The following is a 22,892-nucleotide window of genomic DNA, read 5'->3' on the forward strand; positions in this document are numbered from 1 at the left end:
CCAGCCGTTTCCCGCCGCCCCTATTGCTCTGCGTCTCAATCCGCCCCGGAGATATAGGCGCCGTAGCGGCTGCGGAAGGGGCCTTTCTGCTTGTCGGAAATGCGCACCGTCAGCTCGATGACCTCTTCGCCATCCACCCGCTCCAGCACCTCCCCCATCTGGTAGAGGCCCGCCAGCAGTTCGCCCTCCGTTACCGGGAGCGCAAGCTCGAAGCGGTCGTCGCCCACGGCCATGAAGGCCTCAATGCGGGACAGCAGCGCCGGGATGCCGTCTCCCGTCAAGGCCGAGAGCGCGATGGCGCCTTCCGGACCGTTGGCCTCCAGCAGCTTTGCACGGCGCTCGGGATCGAGGTTGTCGATCTTGTTCCACACTTCCACCACCGGCGCACCGGTCTGCGGATTGACGCCAAGGTCGGCCAGCGTGCGGCCCACATCCACCGACTGGGCGTCGCTGTCCTCGTGCGAGATGTCGCGCACATGCAGGATGAGATCGGCTTCCAGCACCTCCTCCAGCGTGGCGCGGAAGGCGGCGACCAGATGGGTCGGCAGTTCGGAGATGAAGCCCACCGTGTCGGACAGGATCACCTCGCGCCCATGCGGCAGGCGGATGCGGCGCAGCGTCGGGTCCAGCGTGGCGAACAGCAGGTCCTTGGCGAACACATCCGACTGGGTCAGCCGGTTGAACAGCGTCGACTTTCCGGCGTTGGTGTAGCCGACCAGCGCGATGACCGGCTGCGGGATCTTCTTGCGCTTCTTGCGGTGCAGGTCACGGGTGCGGCGCACCTGCTCCAGCTCCCGCTCCAGCCGCATGATCTTGTCCTGGATCTGGCGCCTGTCCGCCTCGATCTGGGTTTCGCCGGGGCCACCCATGAAGCCGACACCGCCGCGCTGGCGCTCAAGGTGGGTCCAGGAGCGGACAAGGCGGCTCTTCTGCCAGGTCAGATGGGCAAGGTCCACCTGCAGGCGGCCTTCCTTGGTGCGGGCGCGGGCGCCGAAGATCTCCAGGATCAGACCGGTCCGGTCGATCACCTTGGTCTTCATCGCCTTTTCGAGATTTCGCTGCTGGATTGGCGTCAGCGCATGGTCGATCACGACCACGTCCACATCGCCTTCTTCCGCCGCCCGCGCGATTTCTTCCACCTTGCCGGGGCCCAGCAGGGTTGCCGGGCGCGGCGTGTGGATGCGCGCGATGGAGGCGGAAACGATCTCAAGCTCAATGGCAGCACACAGGCCGACGGCCTCTTCCAGCCGCGCCTCGGGCGTGCGCGTCGGAGGCGGCGTGCCTTCAAAGCCCTTGGGAAGCCGTTCCGGCAGAACCGGCTCGATCACCAGCGCCCGGGAAGACGGTCCCTTGAAGACAAGTTCACCGCCGTGGGCGGCGGGCTCACCATGGCCACCGTCCCTGCCCCGGCTGTCTTCCCCGTCCAGCCAGTCCTGATCTTCAAATTCGTTGCCGGAGCTGCCCTCTCCGGCCTGTCTGTTCTTGCGAGCCAATCAGGCGCCTGCTTTTTCGGCGCCTTCTTCACCGCCTTCGAACAGCTGCACGGGGCCGTTCGGCATGATGGTCGAAATGGCATGCTTGTAGACAAGCTGGGAATGACCATCCCGGCGCAAAAGAACGCAGAAATTATCAAACCACGTCACCACGCCCTGCAGCTTCACGCCGTTGATGAGGAAGATCGTCAGCGGAACTTTCTGCTTGCGAAGGTAATTGAGGAAGGTGTCCTGCAGATTCTGTGCACGCTCAGCCATGAGTCTTCTTATCCTGTTTCTGTCGTCCGCGGCCGGGGCATCTGACATGTTCTTGTTGTGCGACCGGCAAGCGAGGCAAAAAACACAAACGTAAGCGCCTCTCCCGGATGAACCGGGCGCCGGTGTTCAAGTTTACAACAAGTTTCGCCCGTTACCCCAGCACTATTTCATATCATCAATATATTTCATCAAGATGGGTCGCCGTGTGGAACTGCTTGCGCAGCTCCGTCGCAACAGTTCCCGGATGGCCGTTGCCGATCGAAGCCCCATCGAGACTGACCACCGGCATGCAGATGGTGGAGGCGGCCGTCACGAAAGCCTCACGCGCGGTCTTGGCCTCTTCCAGCGAGAACGGCCGCTCCTCAAAGCGCAGGCCCTCGCGCTCAACCAGATCCAGAACCACGCTGCGGGTGATGCCGCGCAGAATGCCGCTTTCGGCCGGGCGCGTCACCAGCACGCCGTCCCTGGTCACGATCCAGGCGTTGGTCGAACCGCCTTCGGTGACATTGCCATCCTGATCGACATACCAGACTTCCTTGGCGCCCTGCTCGCGGGCGTATTGCTTGGCCAGCACGTTCGGCAGCAGGCCAACGGTCTTGATGTCCACGCGCGGCCAGCGGTTTTCCGGGTGGCTGACGACGGCAATACCGGTTTCGGCCTGCTTGTCGGAGGCTGCCGGGTTCGTCGGCTTGGCCGTGATCACCAGCGTCGGTGCGATGGGCGTCAGCGGGAAGAAGTGATCGCGCCGGGCCACACCGCGCGTCACCTGCATGTAGACAATGCCGTTGCGCACCTTGTTGCGGCGGATCACTTCCTTCAGAACCAGCGTCAGCGGCTTATGTTCCATCGGCATGGGGATGCGCAGCTCGCTGCAGGAGCGCTCCAGACGCGCCAGATGGCGCGGACCATCGACCAGATTGCCCTGCCAGACCTCGCAGACCTCATAGACACCATCGGCAAACTGATAGCCACGGTCTTCCACATGCACGGCGGCCGAAGAGTGCGGCAGGTACTGTCCATTCACATAGGCAATGCGGCTCATGAGAACTCCTTACGGCAAAGGCCGGAGCGTTGGGCGGGCAAGGCGGGAGGCGGGTACGGGAGGGGACCCTTTCGGCACATCCTGACCGGCGGTTCAGAAGAATTCAAGGCTGACGCGGAACATCTGCTCCACCTGGCGCACCCGGTTGGCCATGGCAAACATGACGATCCGGTCGCGCGCCTGGATCTGCACGTCGCCATTGGGGGTCAGCACCTTGCCATTGCGGAACACCGCACCAATGCGGATACCGTCCTGCAGGTCAACTTCCCGCAAGGGACGGCCGACCAGCGGCGAAGTTTCCAGCGCTTCGGCCTCGATGATCTCCGCCGCGCCATTGTGCAGCGACTGGACGCCGCGGATGCGGCCCCGGCGCACATGCTGGAGAATGCGGGAAATCGTCACCGCACGCGGATTGATGAAGGCATCGATCCCCAGCGCATTGGCAAAGGCCGGATAACTCGGGTTGTTGAGCAGAGACAGGTTGCGCTTGCAGCCGAGTTTCTTGGCCATGACGCAGGAAAGGATGTTCACCTCGTCATCATTGGTCAGCGTGATCATGGTATCGGCGGTTTCCACATCCGCTTCTTCCAAGATCCCCTGATCCAGCGCGCTGCCGTGAAGAATCACGGTGCGTTTCAGCTCATTGGCGATGCCGACAGCGCGCTCGCGGGACGATTCGATGATCTTCACACGGGTGGATGTCTGGCGCTGCTCAAGGGCGCGGGCCACATAAAGGCCAATGTTGCCGCCGCCGGCAATGACGACACGGGTGGCCTCCGGTTCCTCGTGACCGAAGATGCCGAGGGTTCGGCGCACCTGATCGCGGCGGGCCACCACATAGGCAAGGTCGCCCACCAGCATGCTGTCGGAGCTTTTGGGTGCAAACAGTTTGCCGCCCCGGTTGATGCCGACGACCACGGAGCCAAGATCGGGGAACAGATCGGTCAGCTGGCGCAGCGGCGTGTCGACAACCGGGCAGTCTTCCTCGCAATTGACGCCGATGACCACGACCTGATCATCAGCAAAGCGCATGGTCTCCACCGCGCCGGGGAGCGACAGGCGGCGCAGCACCATGTCCCCCACCTCGATCTCGGGCGAGATGATCACGTCGATGGGCAGGTTTTCGCGGGCGAAGAGATTGCGCCAGCGGCCCTGGAGATAGCTCTGGGCGCGCACGCGCGCGACCTTGGTCGGCACATTGAAGAGGGAATGGGCCACCTGGCAGGCGACCATGTTCACCTCGTCATAGAGCGTGACGGCGATGATCATGTCCGCTTCGTCGGCACCGGCCTGCGCCAGCACATCCGGATGGGCGCCGTTGCCGACGAAACCGCGCACGTCGAGCTGATCACCGATGGCAGCAATCAGCTTGGACGACGAATCGATCACCGACACATCGTTCTGTTCCGCAGCCAGACGTTCGGCGATGCCGTAACCGACCTGCCCTGCCCCGCAAATGACGACCTTCATCGGTCACATGTCCCCGTTTGAAGCGCTTTCACGGCGCTTGTCTCACGATAGACCTAACGACTTCAGCTTGCGATGCAAGGCCGAACGTTCCATGCCCACGAATTCTGCGGTGCGCGAGATGTTGCCGCCAAAGCGCTTGATCTGCGCCTGAAGATATTCGCGCTCGAACACTTCGCGTGCATCGCGCAGCGGCATGGACATCAGATGCTCGCCGCCGCCATTGGCCGGAAGGCTCGGCACCATGGAGCCGACTTCCGAAGGCAGGAGATCCGCCGTGATCACGGCCTCGGGATCTGCCCGGGTGAGGATCATCAGCCGCTCCACATTGTTGCGCAGCTGGCGGATGTTGCCGGGCCAGTCGTGGGTCTGCAGAACGGCCATGGCGTCATCGCCGATGCGGCGCATGGGAAGGCCTGCGGAGGCGGAGATCTGCTCCATGAAGTGACGCACCAGGATCGGCACATCCTCGCGCCGCTCCGCCAGACCCGGCACGCGCAGCGGCACCACGCCGAGACGGTGATAAAGATCCTCGCGGAAGGCGCCGCTGGCGATTTCCTCTTCGAGATTGCGGGCGGTCGAGGAGAGAATGCGCACGTCCACCTGCACGCGGGTGGAGCCGCCAAGGCGGGTGAAGGTCTGGTCCACCAGCACCCGCAGGATCTTGCCCTGCGTCTCGCGCGGCATGTCGGCCACTTCATCGAGATAGAGCGTGCCGCCATGCGCCTCTTCCAGGGCGCCAACCTTGCGCAGGTTGCCACCTTCGTCCTCGATGCCGAAGAGCTCCTCTTCCATGCGGTCGGGGGTGATGGTTGCGGCGTTGATGGCGACGAACGGCCCCTTGGCGCGCGGCGACAGCTCATGCACCTGCCGCGCCGCCAGTTCCTTGCCTGCGCCCGATGGGCCGGAAATCAGAATGCGGCTGTTGGTGCCGGCGATCCGCTCGATGGTCTGGCGCAGCTGGTTGATGGCCGACGATTCGCCGATGAAGCGGGACGCATCGCCGCTGCGCTGTTTCAGGTCCCGGATCTCGCGCTTCAGCATGGAGGCTTCCAGCGCGCGCTCCGTGATCAGCAGCAGCCGGTCGGCCTTGAACGGCTTCTCGATATAGTCATAGGCGCCGCGCTTGATGGCGGAAACGGCGGTTTCCACATTGCCGTGGCCGGAAATGATGACGACCGGCAGATCCTTGTCCTGCGCCTTGATCTCGTCCAGCAGCGCCAGCCCGTCGAGGCGGCTGCCCTGAAGCCAGATGTCCAGCACCACGAGGGACGGCCGCCGCTCCTTGATGGCGGCAAGCGCCGTGTCACTGTCGCTGGCCGTGCGCGTGCCATAACCCTCGTCATCAAGGATGCCGGCGATCATCTCACGGATATCGGTCTCGTCATCGACGATCAGGATGTCATAGGCCATGGCTCGTCACTTGTTCTCTGGTCTCTGATTGGGATCCGGACTGCGCTCTTCCGGCATGCGCCGTGCTGTCTTCTGCAGCGGGCGGTCCAATGATGAGGCGCACCATGGCGCCGGTTTCGTCCGGGGCAAGGTCCGGCGCGTCCAGCAACTCGATGCTGCCATTGTGGTCTTCCATGATCTTGCGCACGATGGCGAGGCCAAGGCCGGTGCCTTTCTCGCGCGTCGTCATGTAGGGCTCCAGCAGCTTCTGCCGCTCCTGCTTCGGCAGGCCGATGCCATTATCGATAACATCGATCAAAGCCTTGCCGTTTTCATGGCTCAGCCGGATGCGGATGCGGCCCTTGGGCAAATTGTCTCCGCTGCGGCCGGAAATCGCCTCGGCGGCATTCTTGATCACGTTGGTGAGTGCCTGACCGATCAGGCGGCTGTCGAAACAGGCTTCGATGCTCTCTTCCGGCAGTTCGGTCTTCACCTCGATTTCCGGATTGCCGACGCTCTGCATGAAAGCGGCTTCCCGCACCGTGTTGCGCAGGTCCGCCATGGACTTGGCGGGCTTGCGCATGCGGGCAAAGGAGGAGAACTCGTCCACCATCTGGCCGATATCGCCAACCTGCCGGATGATCGTGTCGATGCACTGGTCAAAGACCGAACGGTCGTCTTCCACCTTCTTGCCATAACGGCGGCGGATGCGCTCGGCTGACAGCTGGATCGGGGTCAGCGGGTTCTTGATCTCATGGGCGATGCGCCTTGCCACATCCGCCCAGGCCGAATTGCGCTGCGCGGATACAAGGTCGGTGATGTCATCCAGCGTCACCACATAACCATGCTCGCGCCGGGTGGAGAGTTCGGTGGTGATGCGCGCATTCACCGTCCGCTCGCGCCCGCCGATCCGCAGGGAAATCTGCGTCTGCTTGATACGGTCGCTTTCCTTCGCCAGGGCTTCGCGGACGAAGGCCTCCAGCTCCGGAATGACATCGGCCAGCGGACGGTCGAGGATTTCGCTCTCCTCCACTCTCAGCAGATCCCGCGCCGACCGGTTGACGAGCGTGATGGCCCCGTCATCATCGATGCCGATCACACCGGTGGTGACGCCGGAGAGAACGGCCTCGGTGAAGCGTCGGCGGCGGTCGATCTGCTCGTTGGCCGCCAGCAGTGCATCGCGCTGGCCGCGCAACTGGCCGGTCATGTTGTTGAAGGTGGTGCCGAGATTGGCGAGATCGCCTTCCGATTTCTCGGTCATCACTTCCACATAAAGATTGCCCTTGGACACCTGGTCCGCCGCCGAAATCAGACGCCGGATGGGCGACACCAGCCGGTTGGCGAAGCCGAAGCCGATCCAGATGGCGGACAGCAGCAGCACCAGCGCCACGCCCAGATAGACGAGCGCGAAGGCGATCTGCACGCCAAAGCGGCTGCGCTCCAGCTGGCTGTATTCACTCGCCCCCTCTTCGGCGAGGCGCTGGTAATCCAGCACACGCTGATCCACCGTCCGGGCGACATAAAGATACATGCCGTCATAGGCATCCAGTTTGACGATGCCCCCGACCAGATTGGACCGGCCCGGCGCGATCAGCACCGCCTCTCCCTGATCCGCCTTGGCATAGACGTCGTTCGGCGGCAGCAGGATGTTGACATCGGGCACCAGGATGACGCGGGTGACGACCGTGCCATCAGCCTTCAGCAGGAACGCCGCCACGATGCCGCGCAGCTGCGCCTGACCGGCGAAGAAGGCATCAAAGCGCGTGGGCTCGAATTCATAGACGGCCTTGGCCTGATCCACATCCTGCGACATGGCGATCAGATCGCCGCGCAGCACGCGCGCATGTTCCTGCAGATAGGCCTGCGCCACGGTCAGGGCATTGTCGATGATCTGGCGCGTGCGCTGCTCGAACCAGCGGTCAAGGCCCTGATCGAGCGTAATTGCCGCAACGATCGCCATCAGGATGGCGGGAACGGCGGCAATCAGAGAGAACATGGCGACAATGCGCACATGAAGCCGCGCGGCCGCCCTGCCCCGTCGCCGCGCCTGCATCAGCTTGAAGATTTCCCGGCCGATCATACCGACCAGAGCAGCGCCAAGCCCGCCATTGACCATCATCGCGACCCAGACGACTTCCGGCGTCGGCGCAATCGGGGTCAGACCCGTCAGGACGGCAAAGGTGACAGAAATCGCCAGGAGAGCGGCCAGCATGACGGCCAGCCCGGCTCGGCGGCCAGCGCGGCCGCGCGACCCCTGGTCCAAATCCGCGGGCGGGTCACGTTCCAGTATCATCAGTCCTCAAGGCAAGGCGGAGGGAAGAATCAGAAATGCAACGCCGGCACAAATGCGCGGCTTTGTTACCACACACTGTTGCCTAAATGCGACAAGAATGCGGCCAGCCCTTTTCCAGGTCCGCGTCACTACGGACTTCTTCGCCGTTGCATATGCATAGGGGGCATGCCCATAAATCAGCTGGACGGACGTGAAGCTGCAATAATACGCTGAACAGTGATCTGCTTTCATAGGGGCTGAAGCAAAGATGACGAAGAAAATCCTTTTGATCGTTGCAACGGTTGTTGCCGTCATTGCAGGGGCTGTCTTTGCCTGGTTTGCAACGCGCCCCACACTTCCGCCGGAAATCGCTACGGCGAATGGCCGCATCGAAGCCGAAACCGTTCAGATCGCCGCCAAGACCGGCGGGCGGGTGCTGGAAGTGACTGTCCGGGAAGGTGATCTGGTGCAAGCCGGCACGGTTCTCGCCCGGATTGACACGGATGAGCTGGATGCCCGCAAGGCTGGCGCCGTGGCCCAGGTCAGCGCCGCCGAGGATGCGGCCAATACGGCAGAGGCGCTGATCGCACAGCGTGAAAGCGAACTGAAGCTGGCGGATCAGTCCCTTCAGCGCGCGATAACCCTGCGGGAAAACGGCCATGTCTCGCAGCAGGAGCTGGATCAGCGCCAGACCGCCCGCGAAACCGCCGAAGCCGCACTCAGAGCAGCCCGGGCACAGCTCGCCAATGCCCGCAATACAGTGACGGCGGCGCAGGCCGAGGTGGCCCGGATCGAATCCCTGATCCGCGACAGCGTCCTGACCGCGCCGATCACCGGCCGCGTGCAGTACCGGCTGGCGGAGCCCGGCGAAGTGGTGGCAGCCGGCGGCCGTGTGCTGACGCTGCTCAATCTCACCGACGTCTACATGACCGTCTATCTGCCGACCGCCAGCGTCGGCCGTGTGTTCATCAATGCCGAGGCGCGGATCGTGCTGGATGCGGCTCCCGATCTTGTGATTCCGGCCAGTGTCTCCTTTGTCGCCGCCGATGCCCAGTTCACCCCGCGCGAGGTGGAGACCCGCTCCGAGCGGGACAAGCTGATGTTCCGTGTCAAGCTGCGCATCGATCCGGCCCTGCTGACGGAATATCTCGAGATGGTCCGCACCGGCTTGCCCGGAGAGGCCTATGTGATGATGGCGCCGCCCGTGGCATGGCCGGATTCCCTGGCGGTGCGTCTGCCGGCACCCCGGTGAGGCGGTCATGACACAGGCCCCCTTGCAGGCTTCGCCCGCTTCCACCGTGGCACGTCTGACCGGCGTGTCGCACCTCTACGGCAAGACACGGGCGCTGGACGGGGTGACGCTCGCCCTGCCCGCAGGCGGCATGATCGGCCTCATCGGGCCGGACGGCGTCGGCAAGTCCACCCTGCTGGCCCTGCTGTCCGGCGCCCGCAAGATCCAGACGGGCACGGTGGAGGCGCTCGGCGGCGACATGGCCAATGCCCGCCACCGCCGCGCCGTGCTGCCGCGCATCGCCTACATGCCGCAGGGGCTTGGCAAGAACCTCTACATGGACCTGACGGTTGCGGAGAACCTGGAGTTCTTCGGCCGCCTTTTCGGTCAGGACGGGCGGGAACGCCAGCGCCGCATTGCGGAGCTGACCGTTGCGACCGGCCTTGATCCCTTCCTTGACCGCCCGGCGGGGAAACTCTCCGGCGGCATGAAGCAGAAACTCGGGCTGTGCTGCTCGCTCATTCACGATCCGGACCTGCTCATTCTGGATGAGCCGACCACGGGCGTTGATCCCCTGTCCCGCCGCCAGTTCTGGACGCTGATCGACACCATCCGCACCTCGCGCCCCGGCATGACCGTGGTGGTGGCCACCGCCTATATGGACGAGGCGGAGCGTTTCGGCCATCTGGTGGCCATGCATGGCGGCAAAATACTGGCGGAAGGCAGCGCAGCGGACCTGAAGGAAAAAGGACAGGCCGCAACGCTGGAAGCCGCCTTCGTCAACCTGCTGCCGGAATACAGGAGCCAGCCGCACCAGAGCCTCACCGTGCCGCCTTATGAAGGCAATGGCGAGGGTCCGGCCATCGTCGCGCAGGACCTGGTGCAGCGCTTCGGCAGTTTTACCGCCGTTGATCACGTCAGTTTCGAGATCCGGCGCGGCGAAATCTTCGGCTTTCTCGGGTCCAACGGCTGCGGCAAGTCCACCACCATGAAGATGCTGACCGGTCTGCTGCCGCCCAGCGAAGGCAAGGCCTGGCTCTTCGGCGAGGAGATCGATGCGCGCAACCTGAACACCCGCAAGCGCGTTGGCTACATGTCGCAGGCCTTCTCGCTTTATGGCGAGCTGACGGTGCGCCAGAACCTGACGCTGCATGCCCAGCTCTTCCATATGCCCGCAGCGGAAATCCCCGGCCGCGTCGATGAACTTCTGCAGACCTTCCGCCTGACGGATCATGCCGATGCCCTGCCCGGCGCCCTGCCCCTTGGCGTGCGCCAGCGCCTGTCTCTTGCCGTTGCCATTGTTCACCGGCCCGATGTGCTCATTCTCGATGAGCCGACCTCCGGCGTTGATCCGGTTGCCCGGGACGAGTTCTGGAGCCTCTTGATCGATCTGGCCCGCAAGGACCGGGTGACGATCTTCCTCAGCACCCATTTCATGAACGAAGGTGAGCGCTGCGACCGCATTTCCCTGATGCATGCGGGCAAGGTGCTGGCCTGCGGCGCGCCGGACGAGCTGGTGCGCAGCTACGGCGCCGCCACACTGGAAGAGGCCTTCATCAGCGCGCTTGAAGGCGCATCCGCTGCCGCGCAACCGGCAACAGAGGCGCAGGCTCCACTGGCTGCGGCTATCGAGCCACCCGCCAAGCCACAGAAGCGGCGGCAGGGCTTCCTGTCGAAGCGCCGCCTCATGGCCTATTCCCTGCGCGAGGCCAAGGAGCTGCGGCGCGATCCGGTGCGTCTTGCCGTGGCGCTGGCGGGCACCATGCTGCTGATGCTGGTCTTCGGTTACGGCATCACCACCGACGTGGACGATCTCACCTATGCGGTGCTGGACCATGACCGGACCCTTGAAAGCCGGCAATATGCCGAAAGCATGTCCGGCTCGCGCTACTTCAAGGAGCAGGCGCCGCTCACCAGCGAAGCGGATATCCTGACGCGGATGCGCAGCGGCGATATTTCACTCGCCGTCGAAATTCCGCCAGGCTTCGGCAAGGCGCTGCTGCGCGGCGAGACACCGCAGATTGCCGCCACCATCGACGGCTCCATGCCGTTCCGCGCCAATACGATCGCAGGCTATGTCACGGGGCTGCATCAGTCCTACATCGCCGAGCAATACCGCCAGCGCTTCGGCGAGACCCCGGTCTTTGCCGCTGCCAGCATTGAACCGCGCTTCCGCTACAATCAGGACTTCAAGAGCATCAATGCCATCGCCCCTTCCGTGATGGCGCTGCTGCTGGTGTTTATCCCGGCGATCCTGACCGCCGTTTCGGTGGTGCGGGAAAAGGAGCTGGGCTCGATCACCAATCTCTATGTGACGCCGGTGACGCCGCTTGAGTTCCTGATGGGCAAGCAGCTTCCCTATGTGGCCATCGCCATGGTCAATTTCGCACTGATGATGCTGATGGCGACGGTTGTCTTCGGCGTGCCGGTGAAAGGCAGCCTGCTGACGCTGACGGCGGGCGCCCTGCTCTATGTCTGTGCCACCACCGCCATCGGCCTGCTGTTCTCCACCTTCACCTCGACGCAGGTGGCGGCAATCTTCGGCACGGCCATCGGCACGGTTCTGCCCGCTGTGCAGTTCTCCGGCATGCTGCAGCCGGTCTCCTCGCTGACGGGCGCTGGTGCGGTGATCGGTTCGCTCTATCCGACCACCCATTTCATGACCATCAGCGTCGGCACCTTCACCAAGGGGCTGGGTTTTGCGGATCTCTCGGCGAATTTCTGGGCATTGGCCCCGGTCGCACCGCTGGTGCTTGCCGCCTGCGCCCTGCTTCTCCCGCGGCAGGAGCGCTGAGATGGACAGGCTGATCAGTATTTTCCGGCTGGGATTGAAGGAACTGCAGAGCCTGCGGCGCGATCCGGTGCTGCTGATCCTCATTCTCTGGGCCTTCAGCGCCGGGGTCTATATGGCGGCTGACGGCATGCGCTCGGACCTCAACAACGTGGCCCTTGCCGTGGTCGATGAGGACCGCTCGCCCCTGTCCCGGCAGCTCATCGATACCCTGCGGCTGCCCGAATTCCGCAAGCCGGAGCTGATCAGCTTCGCCGAGATCGACCGTGGCCTCGACACGCAGGCCTATTCCTTCGTGCTGGTCATTCCGGAGCGGTTCGAGGCGGATGTGGTGCGCGGCAACGCTCCGAAAATCCTGCTCAACATCGATGCCACAGCCATGATGCAGGCCGGAACGGGCGCCAATCACATCGCCCAGGCCTTCGCCCAGGAAATCTCACGCTATCAGCACGGCCGGGGCATTGCGGCGGCGGCAATGCCGGTTGATCTCATCATCCGCTATGCCTTCAACCCGAACCTCACCAGCTCCTGGTTCTCGGCCATCATGGAGATCATCAACAACATCACCATGCTGACCGTGGTTCTGACCGGGGCCGCGGTGATGCGCGAGCGCGAGCATGGCACGCTGGAGCATCTGCTCTCCATGCCGCTGACGCCCTTCGAGATCATGATGGCCAAGGTCTGGGCCAATGGCCTTGTCATTCTCGTGGTGGCCGGGCTGTCGCTGAAGATCGTCATCGAGCAGCTTCTGGGCGTGCCGGTCGCCGGTTCCGTCGCCCTGTTCCTGAGCGGCACCGCCCTTTATCTCTTCTTTGCCTCGGCTCTGGGAATCCTGCTGGGCACCATCGCCCGGTCGATGCCGCAGTTCGGGCTGCTGTTCATCCTCACCATCCTGCCGATGAACCTCTTGTCCGGCGGCGAAACCCCGATCGAGAGCCAGCCGCTGATGCTGCGCACGCTGATGAGTGCGGTGCCCTCCACCCAGTTCGTCAGCATGGCGCAGGCGGTGCTCTACCGGGGCGCGGATTTCTGGATCGTCTGGCCGAAATTCGTTGCCATGACCCTCGTCGGCCTCCTCCTCTTCACCCTCGCCGCCATCCGCTTCCGCAAATCGATTGCGGCCGCGCATTGAGGGACTGCAGGAACGCAGCCCTCGCTGTGCACGCCCTCTCCATCGTCATCCCGGACGAAAGCGAAGCGGAGATCCGGGACCGGTGAGCCGAGGCCCATCGGCTGTGGTTCAGGGGACAACCAGCTTTCATCCCGGCTCACCGGTCCCGGATCGCGCGGGGCGCGTCCGGGATGACGATGGAGAGGCAGGAAGACGCTTTTCACTAAGATTGAAGAACCGGATGCCTGACGCATCCGGGCCTTCTTTCGTGTTCTCTCGCCCAGCCCCTCAGCGGCTGGAGCGCATCACCTGGACGTCGAGATCGCGGATCTTCTTGCGCAGGGTGTTGCGGTTGACGCCGAGCAGTTCGGCCGCCTTGATCTGGTTGCCCCGCGTGGCGGCAAGGGCGGCGCTGATCAGCGGATATTCCACTTCCCGCAGGATGCGGTGATAGAGGCCCGGAGGCGGCAGGGCATCACCGAAATTGGCGAAATAGGTATTGAGATAGCGCTCGACCGCCTGACCAAGATTGATTTCGCCTGTGGGCTCCTCGATGGCGCTGGTGACGGCGGGCGTGCTCAGCTCCTGCTCTATCAGCCCCTCGCCTATCACGTCCTGCGGATAGAGCGCGGCGAGACGCCGGACGAGGTTTTCCAGCTCGCGCACATTGCCCGGCCAGCGGTAGCGGCGCAGCAGGTTCATCGCGGCCTGATCGATCTGCTTGGCCGGAAGGCCTTCCTTCTCGGCCAGCGCAAAGAAGTGGCGCACGAGATCCGGAATGTCCTCCACGCGCTCGCGCAGCGGCGGGAGGCGGATGGGCACCACGTTGAGGCGGAAGAACAGATCCTCGCGGAACAGGCCCTGATTGATCAGCTGACGCAGATCCTTGTTGGTGGCGGCGACGATGCGCACATCCGTCTTGATGGGCGTGCGCCCGCCGACGGTGGTGTATTCGCCCTGCTGCAGCACGCGCAAAAGCCGGGTCTGCGCTTCCATCGGCATGTCGCCGATTTCGTCCAGGAACAGCGTGCCGCCATCGGCCTGTTCGAACCGGCCGGATGAGCGGGCCTGCGCGCCGGTGAAGGCGCCCTTCTCGTGGCCGAAGAGTTCCGCCTCGATCAGGTCGCGCGGGATGGCGGCCATGTTGATGGCCACGAAAGGCCCATTGCGGCGCTTGCCGTAGTCATGCAGCGCGCGGGCGACCAGTTCCTTGCCGGTGCCGCTTTCGCCATTGATCATGACCGTCAGGTCGGTCTGCATCAGGCGCGCCAGCACCCGGTAGATTTCCTGCATGGCAGGCGAGCGGCCAACCAGCGGAATGGCCTCTCCCATGTCATCCATTTCCGCCGGGCGGCGGGACTTGGGCTCCTCGAGGGCGCGGGCGATGATGCCGGTCAGTTCCTTGAGGTCGAAGGGCTTGGGCAGATATTCGTAAGCGCCCTTTTCCGAGGCGCGGATCGCCGTCATGAAGGTGTTCTGCGCACTCATGACGATGACCGGCAGGTCCGGCCGCAGCTTCTTGATGCGCGGCAGAACGTCGAAGATGTTCTCGTCCGGCATCACCACATCGGTGACCACCAGATCGCCGTCGCCGGAACTGACCCAGCGCCACAAGGTCGCGGCGTTGGACGTCAGGCGGACGGTGTAGCCGGCCCGGGACAGGGCCTGATTGAGCACGGTGCGGATGGCGGCATCGTCGTCTGCAACAAGAATGGTGCCGGTCGGCATGGTCAGGCGGTCCTGTCGCTGGAGGTGGTTTCAGGTTCGGTGAAGGCTGGCATCAGGATGCGGAAAACGGTGCGCCGGGGCGCGCTGTCGCACTCTATGAAGCCGCCGTGGTCGCTGATCATCTTGGCGACCAGCGCCAGGCCAAGGCCCGAGCCGTTGGTCTTGGTGGTGATGAAAGGCTCGAAAATATGCGGCATCAGGTCTTCCGGCACGCCGGGGCCGTTGTCCTTGACGCAGAATTCCAGCGGCAGGCTGACCTTCTCCGAGGTGCCGGGCACTGACAGGCGCACACCGGGACGGAAAGCCGTGGTGATGCGGATCTCGCCATCGGGATCATCGCCGATGGCTTCGCAGGCATTCTTCACCAGATTGAGGAACACCTGAACCAGCTGGTCGCGGTTGGCATAGACCGGCGGCAGCGACGGGTCATATTCCTCGATGATGCGCTTGCCGCGCCCGAAGCCCGTGTCCGCCAGCCGCTTCACGTGGTCCAGCACCACGTGGATATTGACCGGCTCGCGCTCGATCGGCCGTTCATCCGAGAAGACTTCCATCCGGTCGACGAGTTTCACGATCCGGTCGGTCTCATCCATGATGAGACGCGTCAGCGCCCGGTCATCCTCGCTGGCGGATTGTTCCAGCAGCTGGGCAGCGCCCCGGATGCCGGAGAGCGGGTTCTTGATCTCATGCGCCAGCATGGCGGCAAGGCCGGTGACGGTGCGGGCCGCCCCGCGCGAGGTCAGCTGGCGGTCGATCTTCTCCGCCATACCCCTTTCCTGGAACATCAGCACCACCGCGCCGGGCCGCTCCACCACCGGGGCTGCGTGAATGTCCACCACCCGTTCGGCGCCGATGCGCGGCGAGCCGATGTCCACCTTGTACTCGTTGACCGGAGCCCCGCGCTCGCGCACCTGCTCGATCAGGGTCAGGAGCGGGCTGCCGAAGGGCACGAAGTAATCAATCGTGTGCCGCCGCAGGAAGGACACGGATGAGCGCAGGAAGATTTCGGCGGCCATGTTGGCGGCCTCGATCACTCCATCGGGAGCGACCAGAAGTACGGGGTGTGGCAAGGAGTCCAGAATGGTCGGGCCATCGGTGGCGAGGGCCTCGGTGCGTCCTTCCACGGATTTCGCAGACGGTCCTGTCATGCGGCGCTCCGTTGGGGTTGATCGGAAAACCAGGTGCGGACAAGCCGCGTGACGGTGGCGGGGCTGTCGCTGGTCAGGATTTCCTGACGCAGGGCGGCTGGCACATCGGCGGTCTGGTCCAGATACCAGCCCAGATGCTTGCGTGCGATGCGCCGGCCCAGCTCCAGCCCGTAAAGGGCAATCAGGGCGTCGTAATGCTCCAGCGCCAGATCGCCGAGGGCCTCTCCCTCGGGCGCGGGCTGCGGCTCCGTGCCGTTGAGATGCGCGCCGATTTGCCCCGGCAGCCAGGGGCGGCCATAGGCACCACGGCCAACCATCACGCCATCGGCGCCGGACTGCTCCAGCATCGTCTCCGCCGCCTCGATGGACACACAGTCGCCATTGGCAATGACGGGAATGCTGACAGCCTCGGACACAGCGCGGATCGCCTGCCAGTCGGCCTCACCCTTGTAGAACTGGTTGCGCGTGCGGCCATGCACGGTGACGAGCTGTACGCCCGCATCCTGTGCCCGGCGCGCCAGTTCCGGCGCGTTCATGCAGTCCCGGTCCCAGCCAAGGCGCATCTTCAGCGTCACCGGCACGGATACGGCCCCCACCGTCGCGTCTACCAGCGTCAGCGCATGGTCAAGATCACGCATCAGGGCCGAGCCGGAATAGCCGGTGGTCACGCGCTTGGCCGGGCAGCCCATATTGATGTCGATGATCGCAGCGCCCGCAGCTTCCGCAATGCGGGCTGCTTCCGCCATCCAGTGCGGCTCGCGGCCAGCCAGCTGCACCACATGCAGATCCAGCCCCTCGCCTTCCGCCCGGGTGCGGGTTTCGGCATCGCCTTCCACCAGCTGTTCGCAGGCCACCATCTCGGACACGACAAGTCCCGCACCGAAGCGCGCCGCCAGCTTGCGGAAGGGCAGATCCGACACACCGGACATGGGCGCAAGAAAGGCCCGGTTCGCCAGAACGTGCGGACCGATCGTCAGGGAACTCTCAAAACGTGCAGCTGCAGGTGTGCTCATATCGTGTGCATATCTCGATTTGCCTACACATTAGACATTTTTTGCATTGCGGCAAGGGACAAGTTGTAACAGCTTCTGAAAATGAGTTGAGAACAACCCCGGAAAACCCTTAAGAGACAGGCACGAAACGCGGCCTGCCTCAAAACTGTCCATATGCGGCGGCTGGCGGTCCTGATTGCCCCGGCGCATGAGGCGGCGCCACCAGCGGAAACCCTCGATGACGCGCAAGACATCTGCCCTGATCGTCGCTGCCGGACGCGGAACGCGTCTCGCCGATCCACAGGACAGGTGCCCCAAGCAATATCTGACCCTCGACGACCGGCCCATGCTGGCCTGGACCCTGGAGGCCATTCTGCAAAGCCCGCATGTGGCTGATGCGCTTGTCGTGATCCATGCCGATGATGGCGGCCTCTATGAAGCATCGCTGGCGGCAGTGCAACCGGCCATGCGCGAAAGAATTCTGCCGCCCGCCATCGGCGGCGCCACCCGTCAGGCGTCCGTGCATGCCGGGCTTGAGGCGCTCGCCTCACGGCCGGAAGAGCACCTTCCCGCCCATGTGCTGGTGCATGATGCCGCCCGTCCCTTTCTGATGGCCGTCACACTTGAACGCATGACGGCCGCCCTTCAGGCCGGAGAACAGGCCGTGCTGGCCGCCCTGCCCGTGCATGACACGCTGAAGCGCGCCGGGCCGGATGGCTATGCCACCGGAACCGTGGACCGCAGCGGACTATGGGCCGCCCAGACGCCGCAGGGCTTTGCCTTCGAGCCTCTGCTCGGAGCGCACCGCAAGGCCGCCGTTCTGGGTCAGGACCATTTCACCGACGACACATCCCTGGCCGAATGGGCCGGCCTGCGCGTGCAACTGGTGGAAGGGGCGGCCGAAACCTTCAAGGTGACAACCCGCGCGGACCTTGACCGGGCGCGCGCCATGGCCGTGCTTCTGCGCCGGCCTCAAAGCGAATAGGAGCCAGCATGAAGCCCTGGTCTGAACTGCCGGATATCCGCACCGGCAACGGCTATGACGTGCATGCCTTCGAGGACGGCGATGCGGTCATTCTCGGCGGCATTGCCATTCCCTTCCACAAGCGCCTCAAGGGCCACTCCGATGCGGACGTGGCGCTGCATGCGCTCACCGATGCCATTCTGGGTGCCATTGCCGACAAGGACATCGGCGGCCATTTCCCGCCCTCCGACCCGCAGTGGAAGGGCGCGTCCTCGGACCGGTTCCTGCAGCATGCCCTGTCGCTTGTGGCCGCCCGCGGCGGCCGGGTGGCGCATCTGGATGTGACCATCGTCTGCGAAGCGCCGAAGATCGGCCCGGTGCGCGACGATATGCGCCGCAGCATCGCTGCCATCTGCTCCCTGCCGGTCGAACGGGTTTCGGTGAAAGCCACGACCTCGGAAGAACTTGGCTTCACCGGCCGGCGCGAAGGCATCGCCGCTCTTGCCACGGCAACGGTCCGTCTGCCAGATTTGGGGGACTGAACCCTCCGGAGGCTTCGATGACCGATCTGACGCAATTGCGGCCGCAGGCCGAGGCGCTTGTCCTGAAGCTGAAGAGCAAGGGGCTGATGATGACGGCGGCCGAGTCCTGCACCGGCGGCCTTGTCTGTGCGCTGGTGACGGAGATTGCCGGATCTTCCGCCGTGCTGGACCGGGGTTTCGTCACCTATTCCAATGAAGCGAAGATGGACATGCTGGACGTGCCGGCAGAGGTGCTTGCCCGCGTGGGCGCCGTCAGCGAAGAAACGGCCCGGGCCATGGCGGAAGGGGCTCTGTCTCACTCGCGTGCAGATGTGGCCGTCGCCATAACGGGCATCGCCGGCCCCGGCGGGGGCTCAGCGGAAAAGCCGGTGGGCCTCGTCCATTTTGCAGCCGCAGGTAAAGGCAAGCAGACACGGCATCTGGCCTGCCAGTTCGGAGACCAGGGCCGGGACGGGGTCCGCGTGCTCGCTGCAGCGACAGCATTGGATATTCTGTCAAATTTGATAGACTGACAGAAGAGAATATCAAGACGGCTATACTATATCGTGGCACTTGTGCTGAGCCTGCGCATCTGCTGGCTTGGCGCTGACAACGGGGCAGGTTGTTATGCGCGTCTTGATTTTTCTAACGGGAATTCTCGCAACCGTTCTTCCGGCTCAAGCCGAGGAAGTGGTGAAAGCGGGAGATTTCTATCTCATCTCGCGGCAGGTCGATGGCACGTTTCACGGCAGCCATCAGGTGCTTGAAGAGCAGGCGGCTGGCTATGTCGCCGTCGCTTACTGCGGCCGCAGGGTTTGGGTCCGGCCCAAGTCGGTGGCCTGGAGCCTGATCGAAGTTGAGAACAAGCGCGTCGTCGGTCTTGAATACAGCAATGGACGCGGCTGGGTGGAGGTCTGCGCCAAGGCCGAGAAACATGTCTCCATGGCGGATATTGGCAGTGACGAGGACCCGCTGGTGGTCAGCAACGACACACCGGCCGCGATGACACCGCCGGGCAGCAAATTGTCTCGGATCAGCGAAGCTTTTGCCAACAAGTCCGGCGGCAAGCCCAAAGGCACGTACCATCAGCAGTAACACTTATTCCTCGGAAAACAGCGCGTCCGAGCACATCGATCCGCAAGGTTGACGCAGGATTGACTTGATATTGCCTCCTTTGCAGGCAAAACTTCTAGTCGCAAAAAGTGACAGGCAGGTCGGCGCAACCTGCAGGCGACCATAAGCCTGGCTCAACACAGGGAATTGTGCCGTGGCAACCCTCGCTGGTGTTCTTCTGGTGGTTTTTATTGCAGTCAGCGTCCTGCCGGTGACGGCCGTGGCCCAGACTGCAGCACAAACGGCCGGACAGCCGCAGGCCGCAGAATTTCATATCATCTCCAGAGACAATGGCCGCTTCCGCGGCAGCCACGTGGTGCTTCGCCGGGAACAGCAGGGTTTCATGGCCGTGGAGTATTGCGGCTCGCAATTCTGGGTCCGCCCCACCACCGTCGCCTGGACGCAGAAAGAGGCAAACGACGGCTTTGAACTCAATCTGGAGAGCAACGCCAACGGCCGCTGGCAGGCTGTCTGCCGCAACCCGCAACTGCATGTCACGGTTCAGGACCTGAACCTGCCGGCCCATGTGGAGCGGAGCCTGACCGGTGAGGCCCCTCCTCCACGGGAGTTCAGGTTCCAGGAAATACGCCGGGCCTTTACCGGGCGGTGACCGGAAGCCCGGCCTTGCGGCCATAGACCTCATCGGCCCGCGCCTCGAAGGCGGAGGCAAACTTGCGGAAGGCCATGTCGAACATGGCGCCCATCAGGGCTGCAAAAGTCCGGCTCTTGAAATCATAGGAAATGAAGAAACCGACGCTGCAGCCGCCATTTTCAAGCGGCTGGAAGGTCCAGCGGTTCTCCAGATGCTGGAACGGGCCGTCCAGATACTCCACGAGGATCTGGTTCTTCGGCCTGTCCAGCACCACGCGGCTGGTGAAGGTTTCCTTGAACAGCTTGTAGGCGACCGTCATGTCGGCCACCAGAACCTCGCGCGTTTCATCCAGCGGCTTGCGTCCGCGGATCACGAGGCTTTGGCACAGGGGCACAAACTGGGGATACTTCTCCACATCGGCAACAAGGTCGAACATGTCGCTGGCGCTGTGGGCCACGTCCCGGCTCGATTCAAATGACGGCATGTAAGTCTCTTCATGCGCCCGGCAGGAGCGGTGCAGCCGCCGGCGCGGTTCTTTGTGTCAATGGCCGAGCTTTGCAGCGCGTGCGGCCCTCAGGTCAGCAAAATCCTCGCCCGCATGATGGGAGGAGCGGGTCAGGGGGCTGGCCGACACCTTCAGGAAGCCCTTGGCATAGGCGATCTTTTCATAGGCCTTGAACTCTTCCGGCGTCACGAAGGACAGCACCGGATGATGCTTCTTCGAGGGCTGCAGATACTGGCCGATGGTGAGGAAATCCACGTCCGCCGTCCGCAGGTCATCCATCAGCTGAAGCACTTCGTTGCGCTCCTCGCCGAGGCCGACCATGATGCCGGACTTGGTGAACATGGTGGGATCCAGCTCCTTCACCCGCTGCAGCAGGCGGATGGAGTGGAAATAACGGGCGCCGGGGCGCACCTTCAGATACTTCGACGGCACCGTTTCCAGATTGTGATTGAACACATCCGGCTTGGCCTTCACGACGATTTCCAGCGCGCCTTCCTTGCGCAGGAAGTCCGGCGTCAGCACCTCGATGGTGGTCTTCGGCGCCTTGGCGCGGATCGCGGCAATCACATCGGCGAAATGGTTTGCGCCGCCGTCATCCAGATCATCCCGGTCCACCGAGGTGATGACGACATGCTCAAGCCCCATGGTGGCAACCGCCGTGGCGATGCCCTCCGGCTCGTTCTTGTCTACAGGCCCCGGCATGCCGGTGCGCACGTTGCAGAAGGCACAGGCGCGGGTGCAGGTATCACCGAGGATCATGAAGCTGGCGTGCTTCTTCGACCAGCATTCGCCGATGTTCGGGCAGCCGGCTTCCTCGCACACGGTGACGAGCTTGTTCTCGCGCACCACCTGATGGGTCTCGCGGTAGACCGGCGACGTCGGCGCCTTGACGCGAATCCACGCAGGTTTGCGGGCGACCGGATTGTCGGGCCTGTGGGCCTTTTCCGGATGCCGGGGCTTCGCATCGTCTGCGCTCTGCGCGGGAGCCGGACGGTTCAGGGTGTCGAGGATCGTTACCATGGCATCCAAATGTCGTGAGCAGCGCCGAAGGTCAAGTGCCTCTTTGCCGCGGTGTCATGCGTTTTCGGAAGATCGGCTCAGCGCAGCAAAGCGGGCGGCGGTTTGCTGCGAAAGCGGACGGGATTTGCGGGTGGCTTCATCCATCTGCACCACCACGGACACGGCCCGCGCCACACAGGCGCCATTCTGGAACAGGGCCTGCTCCAGCGTGATGGAGCTGCGGCCAACCGCCTTGACCCGCGTGCCGGTCACCACCGTGCCCGGCCATGTGACTTCGGCCAGAAAATCCAGCTCAAGCCGGGCAATGACGAAGGCTGCGCCCTCCTCCTCAAGGCCTTGCTGCGATGCGCCGGCGCCATAAAGCGCCTCGACGCGGCCGGTCTCAAGGAATGTGGAGAAGACGGCATTGTTGACATGGCCCTGACGGTCCGTGTCGCCATAGCGCAGCTTGTCCTCGCTGTGCAGCGGAAAGTCTTCCAGACTTGGCAGATCACCCCGCATGATGCCCCCTTCCCTTCGCCTTCATCCTGTGGCGCCAGTTTCCTGTGGCGCCCCTATCCCGTCGCGCCTGTCAGCGCCCTCTGATCTTGCGCCAGACGAACAGGAACAGAATGGCTCCGACCGTCGCCACAACCAGCTGGTCGATGAAGCCACCGGTCAGGTTGAGCCGCAGCATTTCGGCCAGCTTGCCGCCGACGAGCGCGCCGATCAGACCGACGATGAGTGAACCAAGGAACCCGCCCCGGCTGTCCAGCACCCGATGGGCGATGGCGCCCGCCAGAAGCCCGATGATGATCCAGAAAATCATGCGTTCTGCCTCCCCTGCTTCCGGCGCTGCCGCCGGAAGCGCTGAGTTGCTCCGGGATACCGTCCGCTCAGCCCCGTATTTCAGGCGAGTATGCGGGCGACGAAGACCACCACGACCGCGCCGATGGCCGCTACGGCAATCTCGTTGGCGATGGCATTGCCGAGGTTCAGAGAAAACCCGAAGTAATGCATCAGAAAGCCGCCAACGACGGCACCGGCAAGACCGGTCAGGATGTAGCGGATCAACCCGCCACCGCCAGTGATGAAGCTGGCGATCCACCCGGCGACAAGGCCAATCAGCGCCCAGATGATCACGGTCTGAAGTGTCATGATGCAGTCTCCCTATTGACGTGCTGCCTTATCAACACTGAAGACACCATCGCGGTTCCGCAAGAGGCCTGTCTGGCTGAAATGCCAAGAGGGCCGCACCTCTTGCGAAGGGCGG

At 63.7% G+C, this 22,892-nt stretch carries 20 protein-coding genes and 1 pseudogene; 7 read left to right on the forward strand and 14 right to left on the reverse strand.

Annotated features, from left to right (window positions below):
• Positions 1-35: 35 nt before the first annotated feature.
• From hflX to ACVNHC_RS04485, 6 genes are all read right to left on the reverse strand, one after another.
• The gene (gene hflX, locus ACVNHC_RS04460; protein WP_082205792.1) at positions 36-1,493 is read right to left on the reverse strand and encodes a GTPase HflX; all 1,458 of its coding nucleotides are present in this window, start codon (positions 1,491-1,493) and stop codon (positions 36-38) included.
• The gene (gene hfq / locus ACVNHC_RS04465) at positions 1,494-1,751 is read right to left on the reverse strand and encodes an RNA chaperone Hfq (protein WP_019966324.1); all 258 of its coding nucleotides are present in this window, start codon (positions 1,749-1,751) and stop codon (positions 1,494-1,496) included.
• Positions 1,752-1,926: 175 nt separating this feature from the next.
• Positions 1,927-2,793, reverse strand: coding sequence for a D-amino-acid transaminase (locus ACVNHC_RS04470; RefSeq protein WP_457166550.1), 867 nt, complete (start codon positions 2,791-2,793; stop codon positions 1,927-1,929).
• Positions 2,794-2,886: 93 nt separating this feature from the next.
• Positions 2,887-4,263 carry a Trk system potassium transporter TrkA gene (gene trkA, locus ACVNHC_RS04475; RefSeq protein WP_050471531.1) on the reverse strand — a complete coding sequence of 459 codons (1,377 nt, stop codon included), beginning with the start codon at positions 4,261-4,263 and terminating at the stop codon, positions 2,887-2,889.
• 42 nt (positions 4,264-4,305) lie between these two features.
• Positions 4,306-5,673 (reverse strand): nitrogen assimilation response regulator NtrX, encoded by a 1,368-nt coding sequence (gene ntrX, locus ACVNHC_RS04480; RefSeq protein WP_050471532.1) that lies wholly within the window; start codon positions 5,671-5,673, stop codon positions 4,306-4,308.
• Entirely contained in the window at positions 5,663-7,945 is a 2,283-nt protein-coding gene (locus tag ACVNHC_RS04485) for an ATP-binding protein (RefSeq protein ID WP_457166551.1), read from the reverse strand. The genes ntrX and ACVNHC_RS04485 overlap by 11 nt, the downstream gene beginning before the upstream one ends.
• Before the next feature lie 247 nt (positions 7,946-8,192).
• On the opposite strand from ACVNHC_RS04485, the gene ACVNHC_RS04490 reads away from it, so the two are divergent.
• The 3 genes from ACVNHC_RS04490 to ACVNHC_RS04500 are packed head-to-tail and all read left to right on the forward strand — an operon-like array spanning position 8,193 to position 13,078.
• Positions 8,193-9,176 (forward strand): HlyD family secretion protein, encoded by a 984-nt coding sequence (locus ACVNHC_RS04490; protein WP_050471534.1) that lies wholly within the window; start codon positions 8,193-8,195, stop codon positions 9,174-9,176.
• Positions 9,177-9,183: 7 nt separating this feature from the next.
• Positions 9,184-11,949: a ribosome-associated ATPase/putative transporter RbbA gene (gene rbbA / locus ACVNHC_RS04495; RefSeq protein WP_457166552.1), complete on the forward strand. Its 2,766-nt coding sequence runs from the start codon at positions 9,184-9,186 to the stop codon at positions 11,947-11,949.
• A gap of 1 nt (position 11,950) precedes the next feature.
• A complete protein-coding gene (locus ACVNHC_RS04500; RefSeq protein ID WP_457166553.1) occupies positions 11,951-13,078 on the forward strand; it encodes an ABC transporter permease in 1,128 nt (375 codons plus the stop codon).
• Between the two features lie 267 nt (positions 13,079-13,345).
• Here the strand turns inward: ACVNHC_RS04500 and ntrC are convergent, their stop codons facing one another.
• From ntrC to dusB, 3 genes are read right to left on the reverse strand one after another with little or no spacing between them, the layout of a single operon-like run.
• Complete coding sequence (ntrC, locus tag ACVNHC_RS04505; RefSeq protein WP_019966316.1) at positions 13,346-14,785, reverse strand: nitrogen regulation protein NR(I); 1,440 nt, start codon at positions 14,783-14,785, stop codon at positions 13,346-13,348.
• Positions 14,786-14,787: 2 nt separating this feature from the next.
• On the reverse strand, positions 14,788-15,933 hold the full coding sequence (locus tag ACVNHC_RS04510) for a two-component system sensor histidine kinase NtrB (RefSeq protein WP_457166554.1): 1,146 nt from the start codon (positions 15,931-15,933) through the stop codon (positions 14,788-14,790).
• Positions 15,930-16,946: a tRNA dihydrouridine synthase DusB gene (gene dusB, locus ACVNHC_RS04515; protein ID WP_457166555.1), complete on the reverse strand. Its 1,017-nt coding sequence runs from the start codon at positions 16,944-16,946 to the stop codon at positions 15,930-15,932. The genes ACVNHC_RS04510 and dusB overlap by 4 nt, the downstream gene beginning before the upstream one ends.
• A 217-nt stretch (positions 16,947-17,163) precedes the next feature.
• On the opposite strand from dusB, the pseudogene ACVNHC_RS04520 reads away from it, so the two are divergent.
• The 4 genes and pseudogenes from ACVNHC_RS04520 to ACVNHC_RS04535 all read left to right on the forward strand — a co-directional run bounded on the left by ACVNHC_RS04520 (position 17,164) and on the right by ACVNHC_RS04535 (position 20,133).
• Positions 17,164-18,431: pseudogene (locus tag ACVNHC_RS04520) on the forward strand (bifunctional 2-C-methyl-D-erythritol 4-phosphate cytidylyltransferase/2-C-methyl-D-erythritol 2,4-cyclodiphosphate synthase).
• Between the two features lie 17 nt (positions 18,432-18,448).
• Positions 18,449-18,943 (forward strand): CinA family protein, encoded by a 495-nt coding sequence (locus ACVNHC_RS04525; protein ID WP_457166556.1) that lies wholly within the window; start codon positions 18,449-18,451, stop codon positions 18,941-18,943.
• Positions 18,944-19,037: 94 nt separating this feature from the next.
• Positions 19,038-19,505, forward strand: a complete 468-nt coding sequence (locus ACVNHC_RS04530) for a hypothetical protein (protein WP_050471540.1) — start codon at positions 19,038-19,040, stop codon at positions 19,503-19,505.
• Between the two features lie 172 nt (positions 19,506-19,677).
• The gene (locus ACVNHC_RS04535) at positions 19,678-20,133 is read left to right on the forward strand and encodes a hypothetical protein (protein ID WP_050471541.1); all 456 of its coding nucleotides are present in this window, start codon (positions 19,678-19,680) and stop codon (positions 20,131-20,133) included.
• On the opposite strand, the gene ACVNHC_RS04540 is transcribed toward ACVNHC_RS04535, so the two are convergent.
• The 5 genes from ACVNHC_RS04540 to ACVNHC_RS04560 form a co-directional block, all read right to left on the reverse strand.
• On the reverse strand, positions 20,120-20,599 hold the full coding sequence (locus ACVNHC_RS04540) for a type II toxin-antitoxin system RatA family toxin (protein WP_050471542.1): 480 nt from the start codon (positions 20,597-20,599) through the stop codon (positions 20,120-20,122). The genes ACVNHC_RS04535 and ACVNHC_RS04540 overlap by 14 nt on opposite strands.
• Before the next feature lie 57 nt (positions 20,600-20,656).
• A complete protein-coding gene (lipA, locus tag ACVNHC_RS04545; protein WP_050471855.1) occupies positions 20,657-21,640 on the reverse strand; it encodes a lipoyl synthase in 984 nt (327 codons plus the stop codon).
• A gap of 54 nt (positions 21,641-21,694) precedes the next feature.
• A complete protein-coding gene (locus ACVNHC_RS04550) occupies positions 21,695-22,141 on the reverse strand; it encodes an acyl-CoA thioesterase (RefSeq protein ID WP_457166557.1) in 447 nt (148 codons plus the stop codon).
• A 70-nt stretch (positions 22,142-22,211) separates the two neighbouring features.
• Positions 22,212-22,448: a GlsB/YeaQ/YmgE family stress response membrane protein gene (locus ACVNHC_RS04555; protein WP_050471544.1), complete on the reverse strand. Its 237-nt coding sequence runs from the start codon at positions 22,446-22,448 to the stop codon at positions 22,212-22,214.
• Between the two features lie 80 nt (positions 22,449-22,528).
• Positions 22,529-22,777, reverse strand: coding sequence for a GlsB/YeaQ/YmgE family stress response membrane protein (locus ACVNHC_RS04560; RefSeq protein ID WP_019966306.1), 249 nt, complete (start codon positions 22,775-22,777; stop codon positions 22,529-22,531).
• Between the last annotated feature and the right edge of the window lie 115 nt (positions 22,778-22,892).

Source organism: Pannonibacter sp. Q-1, from assembly GCF_054073275.1.